This window comes from Cupriavidus sp. FW305-3-2-15-C-LB2 (assembly GCF_058787575.1).
The window spans coordinates 88,010-110,111 of the sequence record NZ_JBYSZW010000011.1 but is presented as its reverse complement, the minus strand read 5'-3'; the positions used below and the strand labels follow the sequence as shown (position 1 = coordinate 110,111).

Sequence of the window (22,102 nt, the reverse complement as noted above, 5' to 3'; positions counted from 1 at the left end):
CACTGCGGGAAAACCCTCTTTTGACAGTAGCTCAACCCCCCGACTATAGTGTCTCGACACTGGTCATACCAGTATGACCAGAACGGCAAAAAATCGTATGTTCAGGGGGATTACAGAGCATGAAACGAGTTCGCAGCAGCTTGGCAGGCCTCTCCATCCTATGGGGATGTTTCTCACCGATTGCCGCGGACGCCAAGCCCGCAGACGGCACGCTTGTCGCAGCGGTCGCGAGAGAAATATTGGTATTGGACAATTTCAACTCCACCTCTCGCGAGAACGAAATCCTCAGTCTCCTGATTGACGATTCTCTCTTCTACATCGACCCGGCGACGCAGCAGCCGACGCCCTTGCTGGCAAAGAGCTACCGATATCTCGAACCGACCGTTCTTGAAGTCACCCTGCGTGAGGACATCCAGTTCCATGACGGCAGCAAAGTGACAGCCGACGACGTCATCTATACATTCCAGTCCATCATCAATCCCAAAAGCACTGCCAAGAAGGGGGATCAGTTCAAGCGATGGCTGGCGAAAGTAGAGAAGGGGGAAGCGCCTGGTACCGTGGTGTTCAGAATGAAGGGCGCGAATCCTCTGGCGCTGCATTTTCTGGCAACGACAGGTCGGGTTGTCAAGAGCGGAACGTACGACAAAGCGGGGACGCCCAGCGGCCTGGATGTCGAGGCGCAGTCGCGAAAAATGGTGGGGACTGGCCCCTATAAAGTCACCTCGTTCCTGCCCGGACGAGAAGTCGTGCTGGAAAAGTTTGCCGGCTATCGCAAGGAATCCCCGAAAGGCACGCCAGAAATCCCGCGCATTCGCATCAAGGTGATTCCAGACTACGCAACTCAGGTAGCGGAGGTTCTTTCCGGCGGCGTTCATTGGACATACAACATTCCAACGGACATTGCCGATGAGGTTGGAAGTACCAAGCAAGCAGTCTTTGTGGCGTCGCCGTCCATGCGCATCGGCTTCATCGTGCTGGACGCGGCCGGGCGCACCGGCAAGGACAATCCTTTTACCAAGCTGAAGGTACGTCAGGCCCTCAACTACGCGGTGGACCGGGAGGCTCTGACAAGGCAGCTCATTCGCGGACGTTCGGCTCCTGCCTATACCCCCTGCTTGCCGATACAGTTCGGCTGCGCCCAGGACGTCACCAAGTACAACTACAACATCGCAAAGGCGAAGCAACTTCTTACTGAGGCGGGTTATCCGAACGGACTTCAGTTTGATCTGTGGGCATCGCGTGAAAAGGAAACGCTGGAAGCTGTCGTCGCGATGTGGCGAAAGGCCGGAATCAACGCCAATCTGCGCGTCGCCAAATCGCCCGCTGTGCTCAAGGCGCGCGATGAAAACCAGATCTCAGCATATTTCGAGAACAACGGCTCCCTGGGCGTCGCGGATGCTGGCGCGCTCTTGCCCAATCTGTTCGGCAAGGGCTCGCCCAGTGACTTCCATCACGACCAGCGACTGTATTCGAGTCTCGAACAGTTCCTGTCCACAACCGACATCCCAGCACGTAAGGAGCTCGGGCGGGAGGCGGTGAGTCGCATTCTTGACCAAGCCTACTGGGTACCTCTGTTTGAATTCACCCAGAACTTCGTCCTGGCGCCGGATCTGAATTTTCCGCAGGCTGCTGACGGCATGCCACGGCTGTATCTAGCCACGTGGAAGGCAAAGAAGTGAACGAACTAGGGAAACGACATCGTGCTTAGATTCGTTACGCAGAAGATCCTGTTGGCAATCGCCGTCGCCTTGACGGCGTCGATTGTCACCTTTGCGCTGCTCAACTTTGCCGTCGACCCGGCCGCGGCTATCGTTGGCGATACCGATGACCCGGCCGTAATCGCGCAAGTCCGCGCAGACCTCGGGTTGGACAGACCCGCTTCAGAGCGGTACGTGACATGGGTGGGCGGGCTGTTAAAAGGTGACCTGGGCGTCAGCTATGTCATGAAGCAGCCAGTCATGGAAATTATCCTCGAGCATGCACCGGTCACCATCCGACTGGCGCTGAGCGGGATGCTGGTCACCATCCTGATCGGCCTGCCACTTGGTGTCGCTGCCGCACTGCGGCCAGGCAGCTGGATAGACCGCACCGCGCTCTCAGTCGCAGCCGCCATACAGGCCGCCCCGAATTTCTGGGTAGGACTGTTGTTCATCCTGTTTTTCGCCGTTCACCTCGGCTTGCTTCCGGTGTCCGGAGACGACTCGTGGCAGAGCTACATCATGCCGGCGGTGATTCTCGGCAAAGGTGCGGTCCCGAATGTCATGCGGCTGACCAGGTCGGGGCTGATGGAAGTACTTTCGGCGGACTTTATCCGGACCGCCCGGGCAAAAGGGTTCTTCGGCTGGAGCCTTCTGCGTCGCCACGCCTTGCGTAACGCGATTCTTCCGGTGGTGAGCGTGCTCGCCATCGAACTGGGGAACAAGCTGGGAGGATCGGTCGTTACCGAGGTCGTCTTTGCCATGAATGGATTGGGCCGGTTGGCACTGAATTCAGTGCTTACCGGTGACATCCCTACCTTACAGATGCTGGTGCTTGTCTTCGCGGTGATGTTTGTGCTGATGACTTTTGTGTCAGACGTCCTCAACGCCTGGCTTGACCCACGAATTAGGCTTGCATGAGATGACCGATATTGCTCTGACTACGGAAGTAAGCGCCTCATCGAATGCTGAAAGGCGCGACAGTCTGCCAAAACGAATCCTTCGCAACCGAAGCGTGCGCATTGGTGGTGGGGTGGTACTTGCCTACATCATGGTTGCGCTTTTCGGGCCGCTGATTTGGACGACAGACCCATACGCGCAGGATCTGATGATGCGACTGCGCCCGCCGGCTTGGGATGCCAGGGGCGCACTCCAGCATCCGCTCGGCACGGACCCGCTGGGTAGAGACGTTCTTGCGCGCCTGCTCGAGGGCGCGCGAGTATCGCTCACCATTGGCTTCTGCGCCGCGTCTATCGGCGCCGTCATCGGAATAACGTTGGGTTCGATCGCCGGATACTTCGGGCGCCTGGTTGACCACGCTGTCATGTTCGGCCTTACGTGCAAGCTTGCGCTTCCGAGCTTGCTCCTGGCGATGACTCTGATCTATTTCATTCAGCCGTCGCTCACGACCGTCGTCTGCGTTATCGGGCTGATGCACTGGACGCTCTATCTGGTCGTGACGCGCAGCGCAACGCAGCGGATTCGAGAACTGGACTATGTCAAGGCATCGAAATTGGCTGGCGCCAGTGCTCGCCAAATCATCGTCTGGGACATCCTGCCCAACCTGGCTGGGTCGCTATTGGTCGTATTCACTGCGGAAGTGGCGGTTTCTATCCTGGCAGAAGCGTCGCTGTCGTTCCTTGGCGTCGGAGTGCCTTCGCCCATCCCGTCCTGGGGGTTGATGATCTCGGAAGGCAAGGCGGTGATGTTCCTCAATCCATGGATTGTCTTGCTGCCCGGCGCATCTCTCTTTCTTCTCGTGATAGGCGTGAACCTGCTCGGCGATGGGTTGCGCGATGTCATCCAGCCACAGACTCGGGATTGAACGCCATGCTTCTTGAAGTAGAGAATCTCAGCATCAAGCTGCCGCTGGAGAACAGGCGCACATTGCATGCTGTCCGTAACGTCAGCCTCAAAATCGACAAGGGAGAGTGCCTCGGAGTAGTCGGTGAGTCAGGTTCCGGCAAGTCGCTAACTGCGCTTTCGATTCCACGATTGCTGCCACGGCGCGCACAGTGCTCGGCTGACACGCTGCGCGTAAATGGCCTGGACCTGACCAGCATGTCTGAGCGCGACCTGGCGAGCACCGTGCGAGGGACTCAGGTTGGATACATCTTCCAGGAGCCAATGACGGCCTTGAACCCCGTCTACAGCATCGGCAGGCAGTTGACGGAGACAATGCGGCGCCACCAGGCGGTGGCCGGCGACCATGCCCGCAGACGCGCGATTGAGCTGCTGGAGCGGGTGGGTATTGCCTCGCCGGCCAAGCGTATGACATCGTTCCCGCATGAGTTCTCCGGTGGGCAACGCCAGCGCATCATGATTGCCATGGCGCTCATGAATCGCCCGCAGCTGCTCATCGCCGACGAGCCCACTACGGCCCTGGATGTCACGGTCCAAAAGCAGATCCTGGACTTGTTGGATGACCTGCGTCGAGAGCTCGGCATGGGATTGCTGCTGATCTCCCACAATTTGGGGGCCGTAGCATCAGTCGCCGACAACGTTGCCGTCATGTACGCCGGAGAAATCGTAGAAGCCGCACCGACGAGCACACTCTTCGCCGCATCGCGGCATCCCTATACGCAGGGCCTGCTACGGTCGATCCCGGACCTTGGGAAGCATGAGGCCGGCACTCTGCTTCCTACACTACCGGGCACCGTCCAGTCTTTCTATTCCCAGCCAGCCAGCTGCGTCTTCGAGCGTCGGTGCAAGTACGCATTCGCCAGATGCGGTCTCGAAGCGCCGAAGCTTCGTGCCTACGACAAGAAGCACTCTGGTGCATGTCACCTTGCCAGCGCCCCGCAGCCGGAGGAAGTCGAGACACCTATGGCTATGTTGCGGAGGCCGGCGGGAGATGTACTGCTGGAAGCAAAGGACATCTCCATGACGTACCAGGTCCGCGGCGGCCTGTTCAAGCCACGGCTCTCGCTCAAGGCTGTGGTTGACGTGTCCTTGCGTCTTCAGAAGGGCCGGACACTGGCCATCGTGGGTGAGTCGGGATGCGGGAAGTCCACGCTTGCTCGGATGCTTCTCGGGTTGGAGCAGCCAGTTTCAGGAGAAGTGCTGCTCGATGAACGTCCCATTGGAGCGTATGAGCCCGCGCAGCGGGCAGCCCTTGTGCAGACCGTATTTCAGGATCCCTACTCATCGCTCAATCCGAGTCGCAGTGTGAGCGAGATTGTACGGCGGCCGCTTGACCTGTCTGCGGCCATGCCCGCGGCACAACGTGACGCGCACGTGACCAGCTTGCTCGGGAAGGTCGGTCTGCCAACCCGGCTTCACCACGCTTCACCCGGGCAGCTCTCCGGTGGGCAGCGCCAACGCGTTGCAATTGCACGTGCCCTTGCAACCAACCCGGCATTGATGGTCTGCGACGAGCCGACGTCGGCGCTGGATGTCTCGGTTCAAGCTCAGATCCTGAACCTTCTGCTGCAACTTCGGAAGGAGTTTCAGCTGACGCTGGTGTTTATCAGCCATGACCTCGCTGTGGTGGGTCATATGGCAGATGAGATTGCCGTGATGTATCTGGGTGAAGTCGTCGAATATGGACCTGCCGAGCAGGTTCTGGGAAATCCGGCCCATCCCTATACCAAAGCGCTGCTCGCAAGTACGCCGACCTTGGTGCGGCGGGAACAGGATGAAGCGAATCGAATCCTGGCGGGCGTTGCGAACCCAATGCAAAGGCCGGAAGGCTGCTGCTTCTCCCCGCGGTGCCCGTATCGGTCGGACGTGTGCAATGAACGGCCGGCGTTGAGCGAGTATGGGGACGGGCGTGCTGTCCGGTGCCATTACGCGAACTCGCTGGTCGAGGCCGATTCATCTTTGATGCAGGATACTTATTCTCGCAATGACATGGGTGTGGAGTCCATGACTTTGCGAGCATGAGAGTTCTTCGCCAGCCGCGGGTTGCTGCCTATTACCTGATTCATACCTCGGCCCAGATTGGGACATGGGTTCAGCAGGTGGTCGTGGGATGGTACGCATGGGAGCAAACTCATTCTGAACTGCTGCTCGGCATTCTGATCTTCGTCCAGTTTGCACCATCCTTCGTCGTATCCCCGCTCGCGGGGATACTGGTCGACCGAGGCAAGGTCAGGCAAGTCGTCCGCATCGCTGATGCGACCTGTGGTCTGACGTCCTTAGTCCTGGCGGCGCTTGCCGTCACCGGAAACCTGACGATTTTCGCGTTGCTTGCGTGTGCGCTACTCGTCGGGATATGCGGAAGCTTTTCGCAGCCGGCCCGCCAGGTATTGCTCACCAAGCTGGTCGAGAAGACCGAAATCGCCAGTGCTGTGTCGGTGAACTCTGTCTCGATGAATATCGCACGTTCTGTCGGCCCGCTTGGGGCGGCGTACTTGATAACGAACAATCTCTCGTTTTTTGCGTTCGCGTTGAGTGGCGTCACCGCACTGGCAGATGCCATGTTTGTGCGAGTTCTCTCCGGAAATGACGGTGAGACCAAGCCAGTACGGCCGCCCAGGCGGGAATCCTTCCTCGTAACGCTGAAGGGTGCATTCACCGCAGTCCTTGACGACCGATCCATGCGCCTGGTCTTCCTGGTCTACCTTGCGTATGCGATGCTGGGTCGCCCCGTTATCGACATGCTGCCGGCAATCGTCGACAGCATCCTGCGACAGGATGCAAGGGTGCTCGGCAATATCAATGCATTGTTTGGAGTCCTTGCTATTGCGGCTGGCCTCTTGCTTTCGCTTGTCAGTCACATTCGGACGCTGCTGAAGGTCCAGGTGATTTCGCTTGTCTTTCTCGCCTCAGGCACCGCAATGCTTTCGCTATCGTCCTCGGAACTAGGCGGTTATTTCGCCATCGGGATTTTTGCGCTCGGTCAGGCCGCTGTGAACATCTGCTCAAGTGCATTCGCTCAAATGCAAGCCGTTGAGACGCATAAGGGCAGGGTAGTCGCGCTCCACGTCATGACGTTTCGCGCCGGCGCTGCCGTGGGTGGCTTGCTCGTTGGATATGTGGCAGGGCTGATGGGCCTGGCGAACGCCATGATAGCCATCGCTGCGTGCCTATCCATCGTGTTCGCGTGTGCCATCGGAACCGCCATGCGTTTCCGCGGTTGATGTTGTTCAATGGCCTTGGCTTGGCCAGGCCCCTGCATTGCCTATATGCGAATCGGAGAAATTATGGATATCGAGATGAAGGCGGGTCCCTATTCCTTTCTGGCAAGACTTGAGCAAGACCTCTCGCCGGCAGCATGTGACTGGTTGATGGAGAGGTTGCCGGCTCAATGGGAGTTCCTGCAAGGGCGCTGGAGCGGCCATGCGGTTTTCGCTCGCCTGGGAGGAACCGCAAAGCATATCGGCAATGGAGGCATATCGCGGCCAGCCGTGGGCCAGATTCTGCTCTATGGAGGGAATGACGATGTAGGCGGAGAACTCTTGATTCCTTACGGGCCTACGCGCTTTGCCTGCCCCAGCGGCGAACTGTCTGGCCACCACGTGCTTACGGTGACGACAGGGCAAGAGCGGCTCGCCGATCTCGGCGCACTCATTCATGAGCGGGGAGGCCTTTCCATTTCATATCGGCGCTGTTCCAGGCCTTGGAGCTAACGCCGTCAGGTATCGCCGCATGTCAGCTCTGGCTGGGGTGCGGCGGATTCAATCAGTCTGCATTGCGGACAATTTAGGGAGGCAGATGATGGCAGGCGGAAGTAATGACAGGACCATGATTCGGCAGCGTTCGGAACCTTCGGAAGCGTTCCTTCGCAGTGAACGGGCGTACGTGGATCTGGCGGATGAGCGTCTGGGCGCGACAGTCGTAGCGGCGTCCGACGAGTGGTATGCGCCGGCATCGCGCATGCTCAACCCGAAAGCGGCGAACTACTACTATCACGATGACGAAGGGATGCGCTGGGTAGATGGATGGGAGACGTCTCGTCGACGCAAGGCTGGCAACGAATGGTGTGTTATCAAGCTTGGCCGGCCAGGCCAGATCACCGCGATAGGATTCGACACCAGCTTCTACACCGGCAACTATCCTTTGGCCGCGTCAGTGCAAGCCTGCGCCATTTCGGCGGATGACGATATCGCCGATGTCGAATGGACCGCGCTCGTGCCCGCGACCGAGCTTGCCGGGGACAGCCAACGACTGGTTTCAGTCGACGCAAGAGGGGTCTTCACACATGTCCGGCTGAACATTTTTCCGGACGGCGGGATGGCTCGCTTTCGTGTCTTTGGGCTGGTCCAACTGCCGGAGGCGCTCGGTCCGGCTGGCCAGTGCGATCTGGCGGCACTGGAAAACGGTGCCCGCATTGTAGGTTGCAGTGATACGCACTTCGGCGCGGTACGGGCCATGATTGCGCCAGGTCCCTCAGTGGAATGGGGCAAGGGCTGGGAAACCAGGCGTCTGAGGAAGCCGGGGCATGACTGGGCCGTGATTGCCTTGGCGGCACCGGGGACGCTGGAGCGCGTCCTGGTCGATACGACCTACTACACGGGCAACTTTCCTGCCGCCTTTTCGCTGCAAGGCGCATGCCTCGAAAGTGCCACCGACGAGGTGGTTCTGAACCAGGCGATGTACTGGCCGGAACTGGTAGGGCGCAGTAACCTGAAGGGCGGATGCCAGAATGCTGTCGAGCTGAGCGCGGCGCTTCGGGATACGCTCGTCACCCATGTCAGACTGAATATCTACCCCGACGGCGGAGTGACAAGACTCCGGCTCCTGGGAGCGCCTGGACTGATTGCGCGCTGACCGTAGCCATTTGGAAACCCGCTTCGCCAACCTGGCGAAGTGGGCACCGGTCGTCACGTTCGCCGTGGGGGAGGGTGTCCGGCCATCGTGCCATCCTTTACGAGGACTTCATCTTCCCACGGCAGACTGTACCGCCCAGCGACCAGGTCTTGCATGTACGTATACGGGCAGTCGTTCGCGCCGCCGCTGACGGCCACGAAGCCTCTGTGGCCCAGCTGGTAGATATTGTTTTCAGCACCCCAGGTTCGGCGTGCCTCGCGTACCAGGTCCGGTCGGATTTCGGCAGTAATCAATTCATTTTCCTTGTTGCTGCCGTGGCGGATTGGTACTCCATCGAAACCCACGACGATGGCCTCGCCCATTCCACCAAATGGGCCAGAGGCTGAGCATCCGCAAACGCTTGCTGTGTACATCAGGTTGCAAAAGGCATCGGCCTGTGCGGTCAGGTGCCATTGATGACGCAGTGACGAAGAGTAGCCGGCGATGCGAATCATCAACTCGGCGCCCTTGTAAGCGCACTCCCGAGCGACCTCGGGAAACATCCCGTCATGGCAGATGACGACGGCAATCTTGGAACCCTTGGGTCCTTCACACACCGGTATGCCCAGGTTCCCCGGCGCCCACGGCTCTGCAGGAACCCACGGGTGAAGTTTGCGGTAGTGCAAGCAGACTTGGCCTTCATTGTTGACCAGAATCGCTGAGTTGTACGGGTTGCCGCCCGGGTTGAGTTCCATGAAGGAGAAGCATGCCCATACGTTTGCCAGGCGACACGCGTCACGAAGCACGCCAACATGGGGTCCATCCACAGTGCACTGGAGATCAGCGCTCAACGCCTTCGAGGCGCCATTGAGCGAATACTCGGGAAAGACAATGATGTCGACATTTGGGCGCCCCGCCTTTACCTGGTGCACAAACGAGGCGAGCCTCTCGGCAGAGAGGCGCAGGTCCTCCGCCGTTGCGATATCCGCTTTCCGAAGCTGCAGCAGCCCCACGATGACCCCGTTTTCAGTCTGATTTAACCCACCCAAGCCGTTCATCAGCCTCTCCTCGAAAGTGTGCTTGACTCTGCCAACACGTGTGAGTATCGTATCATACTGGTATGACCAGTATGATAATAACAACGGGGAGAGAGATGTGAAACGTATACTGGTGGGCGGAGTCCTATCGGCACTCACGGCCGGCGCCGCAGCGCAGGGTAGCGTGACGCTCTATGGCGTGGCTGACGCTGCGATTGACTATGTAAGCGCCAAGGGCGCGACTGCGGGCCCGGCGGCTGACAAGCCGGGAACTACCCGACTGAGTTCGCAAGGGTCGTACTGGGGTATCCGGGGTTCAGAAGATTTAGGCGGCGGTCTGGACGCCTTCTTCCAGCTGGAAGGCAACTTTTCGATTGATTCTGGTGCGTCCAGCACGCCCTTCTTTAATCGAGATACGTTCGTAGGACTGCGCCATCGGCCGGTGGGGGCTCTCACGCTGGGTGTGAACACTACCAGCGTGCGCGCACTGGGCAACGCCCTTGATCTTACGCCAGGCGCAAATACGGGCATCGGGGCGTTGCAGTCGTTGGTTTCGAGCATGAACGGCATTTCGACCGACCACGATTCACGGTTGCAAAACTCGGTGCGCTACCGTTCGGCGTCCTTCTATGGGATCGAGGTAGGCGCGCAGTATGGATTTGGAGAGGCCCGCGCCGACGGGACCGGCCGCAACGACCACGTCATTGGTGCCGGGCTTGCCTATGCAAGAGGTCCCTTCTACGTCGCTTATGCGTACGAGGACAGACACGACAAGAACAAGGCCGGCCTGGCACAGACCAATGGCCACGACCAAAAACATCGCGTCGGCGTGAAGTACCAGGTGACAGAGCGGTGGCTCATCGGCGGTCTGTATGACCGTTCGGTCAGCGATGGCCAGTTCTCCAATGGTGACGGCCGCTTGCGCCGGGATGCGTGGGCTTTTGTTACCGAATATGACTGGGGAGCCCACGAAATCTACGCCATGTACGGGCGTGCGAATGATGTTCGTTGCCAAGGGGACACGGGAGGCAACGGAGTCAACTGTGGTTCGAGCAGCCAGACCGGCGCACAGTTGTGGACGCTCGGCTACAACTACAACCTGAGTAAGCGAACAATGATTCGCACAACGATATCGAAGATTCTCAATCAGGCGGCGGCCAAGTATGACTTTTCCAACGGCCGCACCGGAGCGGCCGCTGGCGCCGACCCATTCGGCGCTTCTGTCGGATTGCGCCATCGCTTCTAACCTCAAGCACCATGCCATGGTGCTTCCCTCACCTACCCAAGGAGTTCAAAAAAATGACGAAGCGGCAAATTCAGCCCCCCGGTGTGTTCGCTCATCATCGTGCGGCCGTAACGACTCACTATGCGGTGATGCCTCCTGAGGGCATTCTGGAAAGCCGTATTCCGGGGATTGAGAAGACCACCATCAGCGTTCAAGCTACGCCAGGTCTGGGCGCGAAGTTTGCCCAGCTGCTGCTGCAGATCCAGGGTGGCGGCGGAATGACGACCCTGCGAAACGACGGTATGCAGGCCTTCTTTTACGTTGTTTCAGGCAATGTGTCGCTCGAACTGGAGGGCAAGACACACGAGCTCAAGGCAGGGGGCTTCGCATACGCGCCCGCGGGAACTGGCGTACGTGTGTACAACCCGGGCGCCGACGAAGCGCGCGTCGTATGGATCAAGAAACCTTATGAACGCCTCGAAGGCGTGGAAGCCCCGGCAGCCCTGGTTTCACACGAGCAAAATGTCGAGAAGGTGAACAAGCACACCAAGGGCCGAACCTGGCAGCATCTGTTGCCCGATGAAAATCCGGCGTTCGACTTTGCCATCAACATCCTGAGCTTCGAGCCTGGCAATTACTTTCCCATGGTGGAAACGCATGTCATGGAACATGGGCTCTATATGCTGGAAGGGCAGGGGATGTACCTACTGCAAAATGACTGGCACGAGTGCTGGGCGGAGGACTTCATCTACATGGCACCGTTCTGTCCGCAGTTCTTCTATGCCACCGGTTGGTCCAAGGCGACATACCTGCTCTACAAGAACGTGAATCGCGATTTCACCTTCTGACGCATGCTGCGGCCGTTGGCAGGCGACGGTCCCGCCAACGGCATGCAGTTGTGGTGCATCAAGGCAGCTGATGTACGTGCTCAGGCAGCTCTACCTGGACACGCTTTGCGCTGCGCAGGACATGGTTACGCATGGCCATTTGAGCGAGGCCAGGGTTGCGCGTTGCCAAGGCTTCCACGATTTCCTTGTGCTCTTTGACGCGGCTGCTCAGGAATGCCGTGTCGGAAAGGCGCGGGGCGCTCATTTCTTCCTCCGAGAAAATCGGAGCAAGTAGTGCACGAATCAGGCGATTGCCGCAGCAAGAAGCTATCAGCGAGTGAAACTCGAAATCCAGCTGGTTCAGCCGTGTGACATCGTGGTCCTTTACCGTGATTTCCATCTCCCCCAGCAGTTTTCGTAGGGCGGCGATGTCGTCATCGGTGATATGGATGGATGCGAGGGCGGCGGCCCAACCTTCCATCAACAGGCGTGCCTCATAAAGTTCACTCGGTGTATGGTCGATCTGATGAACTTCAGAGTTTCTGCCGACGGCAGCCTGCTGCTCGAGCGATGCTACAAACACGCCTCTGCCGGGCTCTACCCGCACCAGCCCCATTCCCTCCAGCGAGGAAATTGCCTCGCGCAAGGAAGAGCGGCTTACGCCGAGCAGCTCAGCCAACTCACGCTGTGAGGGGATCTGGCTGTCCGCCGCCCATTCGCCGCTGTAGATGGATGTCTGCATGCGCTCCAAGGCGTGCTGCGTGACAGGCGTGCGCAATGCGATAGGTGGCCGACGCCCTGGTGGCGCGGGAGCAGTCAGCGGCGCCTTGGGTGCCAATGCAGCGGAAGTCGCTTTCATAGTCTGTGTAGGTGACACTTCATACTGGTCTGATAATTATCACATATAGCACTTGACCGAGCTTTCTGGCAAGTCTACAGTTATTACTGGTCAGACCAGTATGGCCGGAACCTGACAAAGTCATAAGCATAAAAGGAGACCTATGCGTATCACCCTGAAATTGGAGCCCTTGACCAAGGCGGCCTTTTCGCCGTTCGGCGAGGTCATTGAGGCTTCCCCGGGCGCCTTCCATCACATCAACGAAGGCATGGTTGAGCGCTACCATGACCTCGCCGTGGTTGATGCTCTGGCTCTTGGTGGTAAGGCTGGCATCAGCATCATGCGCGCAAAGCCGTACGTATTGCCGTTGGAGGTGGTGTTCCTCGAACGTCACCCATTGTCGAGCCAAGCCTTCATTCCCATGAAGCCGACCAGTTTTATCGTAGTGGTCGCTCCCCGGGGAGTTTCGGTGGATGCGGCCAAGGTCCGCGCCTTCATCGCCAAACCAGGGCAAGGCATCAATTACGCCCCAGGTGTTTGGCATCACGTGCTGTTGCCCACCGAAGCTTGTGACTTCGTTGTGGTTGACCGGATCGGCGCCGGTCCGAACTGCGACAAGTTTGTGCTTCCAGAGGAGGTGCGGCCGGTGATTCCCGCGTTCAGGCAGGAAATGGAACATGCAATTCTCGGTTGCGGCACCGCAGAGAAGTAAGTAACAGCGAAGAACCCGTCGGAATCAACGATGGCTTCGAAGGCGGATGGTGGAGAAAAATTGTGTTTAAGTATCTGAAGAAGTTACATATCCAGGTCCTCTTGGGCTTTGCAGTTGGCGCGCTTATTGGTTTCGTGTACCCGTCCTTTGGGGTGCAACTGCTGCCACTGGCGGAAGCATTTATCAAGCTCATCAAGATGATGCTTGCGCCCATTGTTTTCTGTTTCGTCGTGACTGGGATCCTGCATGCAGGGGATCTGAAGACGGCGGGGCGTGTAGCGCTCAAGACAATTATCTACTTTGAAATTGTCACGACAATTGCGCTACTGATTGGGGTCTTCGTCACGTACGTCTTGAAGCCTGGCGTAGGCATGAATATCGATGTATCCACGCTGGATCCGAAGTCGATACAAACCTTCGTCGAGAATGCCTCACACGTTTCGGACGTAAAGAGCTTCTTGCTGAACATCATTCCGTCCACTTTCCTTTCGGCTTTCGCGAAGGGCGACATTTTGCAGGTGCTTTTGATTGCAGTCCTGTTCGGCTGCGCGCTTCAAATCGCCGGTGAAAAAGGAAAGATGGTGGGTCAGCTGATGGACAGCCTTTCCGAAGTCCTTTTTCGTGTCATTGGCTTCATTGTTCGTCTGTCGCCGCTCGGCGTTGCAGGGGCGATGGCCTTCACCGTCGGAAAGTTTGGCTTTGCCACCATCCAGCAGCTTGGCCAACTGGTCCTGGCCTACTATGCCGCATGCGCAATCTTCCTGTTCCTTGTGCTGGGTGTGGTGATGCGGCTTTCCGGTCTTAGCCTGTTCAAGTTCATCGGCTACCTGAAGAGCGAGCTGCTCATCGCCCTGGGCTCGAGTTCATCGGATGCCGTGATGCCGCTGGTGATGGCAAAGTTGCGCCACCTTGGTGTGAAAGAGACTACGGTGGGGCTTGTTATTCCGACGGGATACTCGTTCAACCTCGACGGTTTCTCGATTTGGCTGACGTGCGCCGTCATCTTCATTGCACAGGCGACCAACACGCCGTTGGAAGGTGGAACCCTCGCCCTGATTCTCCTGGTCTCTCTCCTGACTTCCAAGGGCGCGCATGGCATCCCCGGGTCGGCGACTGTCGTGCTCGCAGCGACGTTGACTGCCATCCCCGCAATTCCCGTTTTGGGTGTGGCGCTTATCCTGTCGGTGGACAAGCTGATGGGCTTCTTCCGGGTGGCGCTCAACCTGATCGGAAACTGTGTAGGTGCGGTAGCAATCGCAGCGTGGGAAGGTCACCTCGACCTTACGCAAGCTCGCCGGGTACTGCAAGGTGATGACGAATTCGTAAGCGAGGAGAACAAGGAGATGCGAGTCGCGGGAAACATCTCCTGACCGTTGCAGCTGAAAGTCTGGCTCGCTAAATTTCAGGGTATTTCGTGACCGCTAGCGGGTCTTCTGCGCGTTCCGCGAACAAATAGGTTCGCGGGGCCGTGAGCAGTTCTTCCAAATACCCCGGATCACAACGTGGCCGGGGTTTCTCATCAGCGGCACCGGATATGCCTGAATCCTGCTTGCCAAGCCAGTCCTTGGTGAACCATGAGCTAACCGTGGTGCGCCAGGATTGCTTTTGCGATTGAGTCGCCGCTTGCACAAGCTCCGGTCAGGAGCGCTTGGGACAGGTAATCCCCGCAGTAGTAGACGGATCGTCTCGCGGCAGACTGCCAGGTGAGAAAGTCGGCCACCTTCCGGCAATAGCCAGGGTAGAAGATCGGCAGCTTGTACGGAATCCACTGGTTGACAATAGTGTGCACTCGACTATCGAAGCGGGGAATGCGCTGCCTGACTTCCGACCGGATAAGGGTGTCGAGCGAATCGGCCAGGCCGAGGCGATCCGCTTCTTCGGCTGCCTCGGGTGTCAGCTGACAGTAGAGTTGCGCGTGCGAACGTCCTGCGATCGGTGCCGCCGGCAACTGTTGCCAGGTCGCAATGCGAGTCGTTGACTGACGGCCTGAGAACTCCAGCTCGGCAGGAATATCCCCTTCCAGCGCGTAGTGAACGACACCCAGCTTGTTATATCGCACTGCTTCGAGCATCGAGCGCTCCGCGTCGAGAGGATCGACGATAAGCTTGCCGGCTTGGGCGCCCTCCGTGGCGCAGACGACAACATTCGCGCGCAGCTCATGTTCTTGTCCGAGGCGCCGATAGCGTACGATGCATTGGCCCTCGGCGTGTCGTTCGATGGCATAGGCCCTTGCGTCGCAAAGAACTGGCACCCGACGGCCCAGTTCCTGAGTCACCTGCCCCATGCCTTCTGCCAGGGTGTAGACGGTGTCCTTGCCGAGCAGATGCGGCATGGTACTGACGTAGAATGCCGCCGAAATATCCTCCGGATTCCAGCTACGCGTTCCGCGGAAGATGGGTTCGATGAGTTGCTTCAGTACGGCGGGTGTGGTGGTTCGGCTGATGTAATCCGCCAGGGTTTCGGTGTCGCCTTCCAGGTATGAGGCCGCAGCGTCTGGATCGGTACGCGAGCGCAGGCGCGCGAGACCTACTCCCGCCGCGACCATGCGTATCCGGCTGCGCCAATCCAGCCCGGGCGTCATGAGGGTGCGCGGGCCAGGCATCAGCTCGACACGGTAACGATCGCCGCCGATTGCGGCGTTTGCGCCGAGCTTGCGTAGCGGTACAAGCGCACGCGTCAGATCCAGTTCGGCGAGCAAGGAGTGAAACGCCTGGCCAAACGGGTAAATCAGGCGCGCACCGGTATTGTATGAAATGGGACCCTCGCGCCGTTGTGCCATTCGCCCGCCCACGGCCGATTGGCTTTCCAGAACCTGGACGGTGAAGCCGGCAGCCGTGAGCCGGTAAGCTGCGGTGAGTCCGGAAATACCGGCACCAACGACGACGATGGAGATAGGTTGGTTCATTCGGGCTTCGCTACGGTGTCGGGTACGGCAATCTCGATCAGCGCCGGCCCGGTTCCATTCAGTACTCGCTTCAGCGCCGGCAGGAATTCCGCGGTCGTCTGAACGCGTTCCGCGAGGGCGCCGAAGGCTCTTGCATAGGCTACGAAATCCGGGTTTCGCAAGGCGCTGCCGACAGCACGCCCGAACTGCCGGATCTGGGCACTTCGGATGGCGCCATATCCCTGGTTATTGATAACGATAATGATGATGCGCAGATTTTGCTGGACTGCCGTCGCCAGTTCTTCACCATGCATGAGCAGGCAGCCATCGCCGGCCACGGCCACAACCAGCCGATCCGGCCGCGCCATCGCTGCGCCAATGGCGGCCGGCAATCCGTATCCCATGGCACCGCTCTTGGCGCCAAGCATGGTGCCGGGCTGGCGGAATGCAAGATAGCGATGTAGCCAGATCGCGTAGGCACCCGCGCCAGCGGTAAAGACGGTGTTGTCAGGGAGGCGCTCTCGCAGCGTCATAAAGACTTTTCGCAGGTCGACAGCTCCTGGACAGTCACCCTTCCCGACGAACGCCGCGCGCGCGATGCGAAAGCCCTCGGGCCAGTCGGAATCAGGGGAAGACCAAGAAGTCGCAGAAAGGGCAGTTGAAAGCGCCTCAAGAAAGGGCGCTGGAGCAGCTTGGATCGCCACGTCGGCGCGATAAATGCGGTTGAGTTCGTCGGCGCTGGAATGCACATGAACCAGGCGCTGGGCCGGCCGCGGGGCATCGAGCAGACGGAATCCACCGAAGCCACCGGTCCCGAACGTATTGATCTCGCCGAGGCGAAGGTTGATGGCGAGTATCAGGTCGGCTTGCACTATCCGCTCTGCCAGCAGCGGATTGAGACCGATGCCGAGTTCGCCCGCATAGTGTGGGTCGTCGTTGTCGAACAGATCTGCTCGTCGATAGCCAGCGGCGACTGGCCAGTTGTGGGCTTGTGCCAAGGCATGCAGGCGTAGTCGCGCTGCGTCATTCCAGCCACTGCCGCCTACCAGCACTAGTGGGCGACGGGCTTCGCGGAGCAGGCCCGCAACCGCACCGGCTTGCCCTGGCGCCGGACCGGGCTCTGGTATGGAGGGCGCAGGCAGCGGAGCGCAGGTGGCATCCTCGCGCCACACATTTTCGGTGACAACCAGGACCACCGGCCCGGGCCGGCCGCTGCTGGCCTTGCACCATGCGCGCATCATCCCTTCCTGCAGTCTCGTGGCGGTGGTGACAGTGATGACGTCCTTGACGAGCGGGCGTAACGCCTGCTGCAAATCAAATCCTGACATCGGGTCGCGCTCAGCCTCTGCGGCTGCCGGCTGCCCGACGACAAGAATCATCGCCGCACTATCCGTATCGGCGGTATGCAGCGCCAGGGCTGTGTTCAGGGCGCCCGGAGCGCGACCCGCCATGCAGATGGAAGGCCGGTCGCCAAGCCGCGCGTAGGCCTGCGCGGCGTAGGTCATGCCTGCCTCGTGGCGGAAGGTGACGAGGCTGATTTCGGGATGGCGGGTAGCGAGGGCATCCAGTGGCTCGAGGATGCCCTCGCCAGGGATCTGGAAGACATGCCGGTGCCCATACTCTCGGATCAGGTCGGCAAGAACAGCGGCCCCTGAGCGGGCCGGCACGGATTCATGATTCATCACAAGTAGTGCAACAGGTTGGGCGAGGCTGCGGCAAGGCGGGGGCCATCTCCCCGCCGTGCCGCGATGCCTGGGGCCCGGTTAGAAGACGTGGAAAATACCCGCCAGCAACATGAGCTGCCCGCTTGTGCTGGACGCGCCGCTGCTGCCGAACAGCAAGTAGGCGTTCTGTGCGTCCCCCGCTGCGCGTTGGTACGCAACGGCGGCCTGGAGAATGGTTCGCTTGGAGAGGAAATAATTGCTTACCGCATTGACCTGGTGATATTTCGGCGTGAATCCGGTCGGTTGCACCTTCCCGGCTGTGTACGTGTACCCCAGGCCGAGCTGCCAGGCGGGCGCGACGCTGTAGGAGCCATTGACGTCGATATTGTTGAAACGCACATCACCGTTGGTAAGCCCGTCCGCGGCATCGCCCAAGTCCTTGTAGCGGCTCTGGGTAAATGACACGGCGAGCTTAAGTTTGTCGAGATCGTACTGGCCTGCAAGCGCGGCAACCGACATGCTCGACGGGGCGATGCGATTCGGCTGCAGTGGCGACGTGGCTGAAACGGCCGGGAAAAGGATGGTATTCCAGTTGCCCTCCGGAACTGCACTTGCAGGATTATCGATGTGCAAGTAAGCGGCGGCGGCGCGAAAACGGCCGCCGGCGTAGGTAACGCCAAAGCTCATGGTCGAATTGCGGTGGCTGTCGCCTGCAACTTCGCCAAAACCATACATGGCGCCGGCCTGGAAGCCGCCGAAGTTTGGCGTCACGTACTTGACCGCATTGTTGATGCGGAACTGCCAGTTCGTATTGTCATTGTCGCCGACGTGCGCCATATAGCCATTCCACTTGCCAGGTGGGGTGAACGGCGCGATCCACTCCGCTACCAGGTCGTACTGGCGCCCAAGTGTCACGGTACCCGCCGAACGGTCAGAGAGCCCGACATACGCCTGGCGGCCAAACAGCCTGCCACCCTGCCGTGAGTTTCCCGTGCTCATATCGAAGCCGCTCTCAAGCGTAAACAGGCCGCGCAATCCGGACCCCAGGTCTTCGTGGCCTTTCAGGCCCCATCGCGATGGGCCGGTTGCCAATCCCGTCACGTGATGGCCACCGCTGTTGTTGACATATCGCACCCCGCTATAGAGGAAGCCATAAAGCGTGACGCTGCTCTGGGCGAGCGCGCTTTCCGCGCATCCGCTCAGGATGGTGGCCGCCAACGTGACTTGCCATACCTTACGCACTTTGCTAGTGCTTTTTCCCCGCTTTGACTGCATTGACTCTCCCCTTTTTTGTGCCAGGTCGCGGTCCGGTGCCGGCGCAATGGAGCCGGGCTTGACAACACGGGCAGCACGAGGCTAGCGCAGCCTAGGCCAGGGCAAGAGGGGGGACAAGCGGATCGGACGGCTCAGAGCGGAATTCCTAGCAATCGGTATTCGATTGCCACAATTGGGAGCATTGACAGCGTGCGTGGCCGAGGTTGAGGTCAGCATTTTCCCTTGCTCGGGCCAGTACCCCAGGCGTTCGGTCCAGGAAAATTGAGGCGAAACGACTGAAACATTAAGTTGATCGGAAGTTGTCCGCCGGGGCGGCGGAAACCAGGCGGAATCGGTGCTAAAAAGTTCCTGGTTGGCACGGCGTTGCACGCCTTGTTCATACAGCTCCGATGTCCTTTCCATGCCTTAGGATACCCATGCCCCGTCACAAGAGATTCCTGCTGCATACCTTATCCTGCGTCTCCGTTGTTGGTGCCGTGCTGGGTCTCGTGCCCGCTGTCCATGCGCAAACCGTGATCGGGATTGCCAACCTTGGCCCACACCCATCCATCTCGCAAACTATTGCCGGATTCAAGGAGGAAATGGCGCGCAGCGGCTACGTGGAAGGTAAGAACACCACTTATGTCTACGGGGACGCAAACTTCACGCAAGCCTTGATGCCCCAGATGCTTACGCAGATTGCGTCGAGGAAGCCCGCCGTTATTCTCACGCTGACTACATCGGTCTCGCAGACGGCGCTATCTGCCGTGGCCGACCGAAAACTTCCGATGGTATTCGCCATGGTGACCGACCCGGTTGCCGCAGGATTGGTTGAAGGATGGGACCATGGCAGCAGTCGCTTTGTAGGGGCTTCGGATATCCAGGATTTTGACGCGGTCCTGGTCTTCGCCAAGAAGCTGTTTCCGAACGCCAAGTCATTCGGCACCCTGTACAACCCTGGCGAAGCGAATGACGTGACCACTACCCGCAAGCTCGAGGAGGCATCCAGGCGGGCAGGGCTGACATTCAAGGCGATCAGTGTCGATACTACCGCTGATATCCCTCAGCGAGCAGAGATGCTGCGCGGCACCGATTTTATGTACGCGACTGGCTCAAATCTTGTGCAGTCAGCAATGCCGGCGGTGGCCTCTGTGACGAACCGGCTGAAAGTGCCGATCCTGAGCTCGGAAACAGAGTTTGTGAAGAGCGGCATCGCGGCAGCGAACTATGCCGTTTCGCTTCGCTCCATTGGCGTCAATGCCGCGACCCTGGCAACGCGCGTGCTCAAGGGTACGGCGCCGGCCGCGCTTCCCGTGCTGACGCCCTCGCCCAACGACTACGTTTCCACCATCAATACCACCAAGTTCAAGCAACTCGGGCTGACCATTCCGCCCGCGATGGAGTCATGCCAATGCTTTATCAACTAGCTGCCCGGCGAGCCCGCAACATGCCACAGTCAACTCCAAATTCTGCTTCCACCATGTTGCAAGTCGAATGTTTGCACAAGACCTTCCATGCCGGCACAGCTGACGAACGGGTTGCGATCGACGGCGTTTCCCTCGAACTGAACCAGGGCGATTTCGTAGTGGTGGTAGGAGGGAATGGGGCAGGAAAATCGACGCTGCTCAGCATGCTCGCCGGTGAAGTCCTGCCGGATTCGGGAAGCATCCGCGTCAACGGCGTGAATGTGACCCCGCTCGGCACGCACCTGCGCGCAAAGTACATCGCCAGAGTCTTTCAGGATCCGTCGATCGGTACTGCCGCGGCGCTCAATATCGAAGAGAACCTTGCTGTTGCCGCCTTGCGCGGGCAGCGCAGGACCTTCGGCCGTGGCCTGACCTCGGCGCAGGCTCGCGAGTTTCAGCAGAGGCTCGGCACCTTCGGTCTGGGCCTGGAAAATCGGATGAAGGCACAGGCAGGCCTGCTCTCAGGCGGACAGCGCCAGGCGCTTTCGCTGCTGATGGCGGTCCTCCGTGAGCCTCAGTTGCTGCTGCTGGATGAACATACCGCGGCGCTGGACCCGCGGACCGCCGAAGCCGTGATGCGAGTGACTTCGCAAGTGGTTGACCAGGCCGGGCTGACTACGCTGATGGTCACGCACAACATGCACCATGCATTGCAGTATGGAAACCGGCTAATCATGATGCGGCATGGCGCTGTTGTTGCCGACTTGTCCCTGGAGCAGAAACGGCGCATGACAGTTGAAAAGCTGATTGCCGCTTTCGACGACGAGAACCCCTCCCTTCGCATGGTGAGCGCATGAACCTGTTCGATACATTCCTCAACCTGGTGCCAATGGGCATGATGCAAGGGCTCATCTACGCCCTGATTGCCATTGCGGTGATGATCCCGTTCCGGATCCTGAATTTCGCAGATATGACAGGTGAAGGGACCCTTGCCTTTGGTGCATGCGTGACGGCGAAATGCCTGAGCGTCGGACTGGAACCCGTGTCGTCGCTACTCATCGGTGCCGCGGCAGGCTTCTTGGGGGGAAGCGCCACTGCGTATATTCATGAGAAGGTGAAGGTGAATACGCTCTTGTGCGGCATCCTGGTGTTGTCCATGCTGTATTCGATTGACATCCGGGTCATGGGCCAGCCGAACACCGCTTTGTTCACGTTCCCAAATCTCTTCCAGTACCTGCCCGGTGACGACGGAACCCTGACAAGCCGAATTGCATTGCTTGCCGTAGTGGATATCGCATTGATCGCATTGATCTTCTGGTTCCTGGGGACACAGCACGGGATGGCCATGCGGTCGCTTGGCTCCAGTGTGGCGATGGCCAAGGCGCAGGGCATCAATATCAAGGTCTATGTGCTGGTAGGGCTCGGGTTGGCAAACCTTATCGCAGCGCTCGGAGGCGGTCTGCTGGCGCAGAACCAGGGTTTCGCCGACGTCAATATGGGCTTCGGCACGCTGATCAACGGGCTGGCATCGCTGCTGCTCGGTGAGGCGATCATCGGGAACCGGACGATCCTGCGGCAGGTGGCGGCGCCGGTGTTGGGCTCGGTTGTGTATTTTCAACTGATCTCGATCGTCTTGGCCTTCGGCTTCCAGCCGTCGGATCTGAAAATGGTAACTGCGGTTTTTGTGCTGATCACACTTCTTATCCTTGCCAAGCGCAAACCAGGAAAGTCACGCAAGGTGGTGCAGGAGCGCCTTGCACGGGCTGCCTGACTCAAAACGGTTTCTTCTTTGGTTCCTTATGCGGTGTCTCCATCCGCGACTTGAAAGCCGTCCCTCGGGACGGCTTCTTTTTATGTTGGATAGC

General features: G+C 59.1%; 19 protein-coding genes. 14 read left to right on the top strand and 5 right to left on the bottom strand.

What is annotated here, in order from left to right:
- The first annotated feature begins 119 nt into the window (after positions 1-119).
- The 7 genes from AC3WRR_RS11065 to alc all read left to right on the top strand — a co-directional run bounded on the left by AC3WRR_RS11065 (position 120) and on the right by alc (position 8,411).
- A complete protein-coding gene (locus tag AC3WRR_RS11065) occupies positions 120-1,679 on the top strand; it encodes an ABC transporter substrate-binding protein (protein ID WP_058697399.1) in 1,560 nt (519 codons plus the stop codon).
- A gap of 21 nt (positions 1,680-1,700) precedes the next feature.
- Positions 1,701-2,618, top strand: a complete 918-nt coding sequence (locus AC3WRR_RS11060) for an ABC transporter permease (protein WP_011617898.1) — start codon at positions 1,701-1,703, stop codon at positions 2,616-2,618.
- A gap of 1 nt (position 2,619) precedes the next feature.
- Complete coding sequence (locus AC3WRR_RS11055) at positions 2,620-3,522, top strand: ABC transporter permease (protein WP_492296958.1); 903 nt, start codon at positions 2,620-2,622, stop codon at positions 3,520-3,522.
- Positions 3,523-3,527: 5 nt separating this feature from the next.
- Positions 3,528-5,582 (top strand): dipeptide ABC transporter ATP-binding protein, encoded by a 2,055-nt coding sequence (locus tag AC3WRR_RS11050; protein WP_492296956.1) that lies wholly within the window; start codon positions 3,528-3,530, stop codon positions 5,580-5,582.
- Positions 5,579-6,781 carry an MFS transporter gene (locus AC3WRR_RS11045; protein ID WP_011617895.1) on the top strand — a complete coding sequence of 401 codons (1,203 nt, stop codon included), beginning with the start codon at positions 5,579-5,581 and terminating at the stop codon, positions 6,779-6,781. The genes AC3WRR_RS11050 and AC3WRR_RS11045 overlap by 4 nt, the downstream gene beginning before the upstream one ends.
- Positions 6,782-6,844: 63 nt before the next feature.
- Positions 6,845-7,270, top strand: coding sequence for a DUF3830 family protein (locus AC3WRR_RS11040; RefSeq protein WP_011617894.1), 426 nt, complete (start codon positions 6,845-6,847; stop codon positions 7,268-7,270).
- A 115-nt stretch (positions 7,271-7,385) separates the two neighbouring features.
- A complete protein-coding gene (gene alc, locus AC3WRR_RS11035) occupies positions 7,386-8,411 on the top strand; it encodes an allantoicase (RefSeq protein ID WP_041688591.1) in 1,026 nt (341 codons plus the stop codon).
- 53 nt (positions 8,412-8,464) lie between these two features.
- Here the strand turns inward: alc and AC3WRR_RS11030 are convergent, their stop codons facing one another.
- Entirely contained in the window at positions 8,465-9,448 is a 984-nt protein-coding gene (locus tag AC3WRR_RS11030) for a formamidase (RefSeq protein ID WP_011617892.1), read from the bottom strand.
- A 97-nt stretch (positions 9,449-9,545) separates the two neighbouring features.
- On the opposite strand from AC3WRR_RS11030, the gene AC3WRR_RS11025 reads away from it, so the two are divergent.
- Both AC3WRR_RS11025 and allE read left to right on the top strand, forming a co-directional pair.
- Positions 9,546-10,673: a porin gene (locus tag AC3WRR_RS11025; RefSeq protein ID WP_492296954.1), complete on the top strand. Its 1,128-nt coding sequence runs from the start codon at positions 9,546-9,548 to the stop codon at positions 10,671-10,673.
- A gap of 53 nt (positions 10,674-10,726) precedes the next feature.
- Positions 10,727-11,500, top strand: coding sequence for a (S)-ureidoglycine aminohydrolase (gene allE / locus AC3WRR_RS11020; RefSeq protein WP_011617890.1), 774 nt, complete (start codon positions 10,727-10,729; stop codon positions 11,498-11,500).
- Positions 11,501-11,558: 58 nt separating this feature from the next.
- Here allE and AC3WRR_RS11015 read toward each other — a convergent pair whose 3' ends face one another.
- A complete protein-coding gene (locus tag AC3WRR_RS11015; protein WP_081050205.1) occupies positions 11,559-12,338 on the bottom strand; it encodes a FadR/GntR family transcriptional regulator in 780 nt (259 codons plus the stop codon).
- Between the two features lie 142 nt (positions 12,339-12,480).
- Between AC3WRR_RS11015 and AC3WRR_RS11010 the strand changes: the two genes are divergently transcribed.
- Positions 12,481-13,029: an ureidoglycolate lyase gene (locus tag AC3WRR_RS11010; protein WP_492293430.1), complete on the top strand. Its 549-nt coding sequence runs from the start codon at positions 12,481-12,483 to the stop codon at positions 13,027-13,029.
- Positions 13,030-13,091: 62 nt separating this feature from the next.
- Positions 13,092-14,399, top strand: a complete 1,308-nt coding sequence (gene dctA / locus AC3WRR_RS11005) for a C4-dicarboxylate transporter DctA (RefSeq protein WP_011617887.1) — start codon at positions 13,092-13,094, stop codon at positions 14,397-14,399.
- A 209-nt stretch (positions 14,400-14,608) separates the two neighbouring features.
- On the opposite strand, the gene AC3WRR_RS11000 is transcribed toward dctA, so the two are convergent.
- The 3 genes from AC3WRR_RS11000 to AC3WRR_RS10990 all read right to left on the bottom strand — a co-directional run bounded on the left by AC3WRR_RS11000 (position 14,609) and on the right by AC3WRR_RS10990 (position 18,795).
- Positions 14,609-15,934 (bottom strand): protoporphyrinogen/coproporphyrinogen oxidase, encoded by a 1,326-nt coding sequence (locus tag AC3WRR_RS11000; protein ID WP_011617886.1) that lies wholly within the window; start codon positions 15,932-15,934, stop codon positions 14,609-14,611.
- Positions 15,931-17,595, bottom strand: a complete 1,665-nt coding sequence (locus AC3WRR_RS10995) for a thiamine pyrophosphate-dependent enzyme (protein ID WP_041688245.1) — start codon at positions 17,593-17,595, stop codon at positions 15,931-15,933. The genes AC3WRR_RS11000 and AC3WRR_RS10995 overlap by 4 nt, the downstream gene beginning before the upstream one ends.
- A gap of 81 nt (positions 17,596-17,676) precedes the next feature.
- Positions 17,677-18,795, bottom strand: coding sequence for a porin (locus AC3WRR_RS10990; protein ID WP_157886312.1), 1,119 nt, complete (start codon positions 18,793-18,795; stop codon positions 17,677-17,679).
- 473 nt (positions 18,796-19,268) lie between these two features.
- On the opposite strand from AC3WRR_RS10990, the gene AC3WRR_RS10985 reads away from it, so the two are divergent.
- Genes AC3WRR_RS10985 through AC3WRR_RS10975 form a run of 3 tightly spaced genes read left to right on the top strand, consistent with a single transcriptional unit; the run spans position 19,269 to position 22,008 of the window.
- Positions 19,269-20,258, top strand: coding sequence for an ABC transporter substrate-binding protein (locus AC3WRR_RS10985; RefSeq protein WP_041688242.1), 990 nt, complete (start codon positions 19,269-19,271; stop codon positions 20,256-20,258).
- Between the two features lie 53 nt (positions 20,259-20,311).
- Positions 20,312-21,094 (top strand): ABC transporter ATP-binding protein, encoded by a 783-nt coding sequence (locus AC3WRR_RS10980; protein ID WP_041688240.1) that lies wholly within the window; start codon positions 20,312-20,314, stop codon positions 21,092-21,094.
- A complete protein-coding gene (locus AC3WRR_RS10975) occupies positions 21,091-22,008 on the top strand; it encodes an ABC transporter permease (RefSeq protein WP_492296951.1) in 918 nt (305 codons plus the stop codon). The genes AC3WRR_RS10980 and AC3WRR_RS10975 overlap by 4 nt, the downstream gene beginning before the upstream one ends.
- The last annotated feature ends 94 nt before the right edge of the window (positions 22,009-22,102 follow it).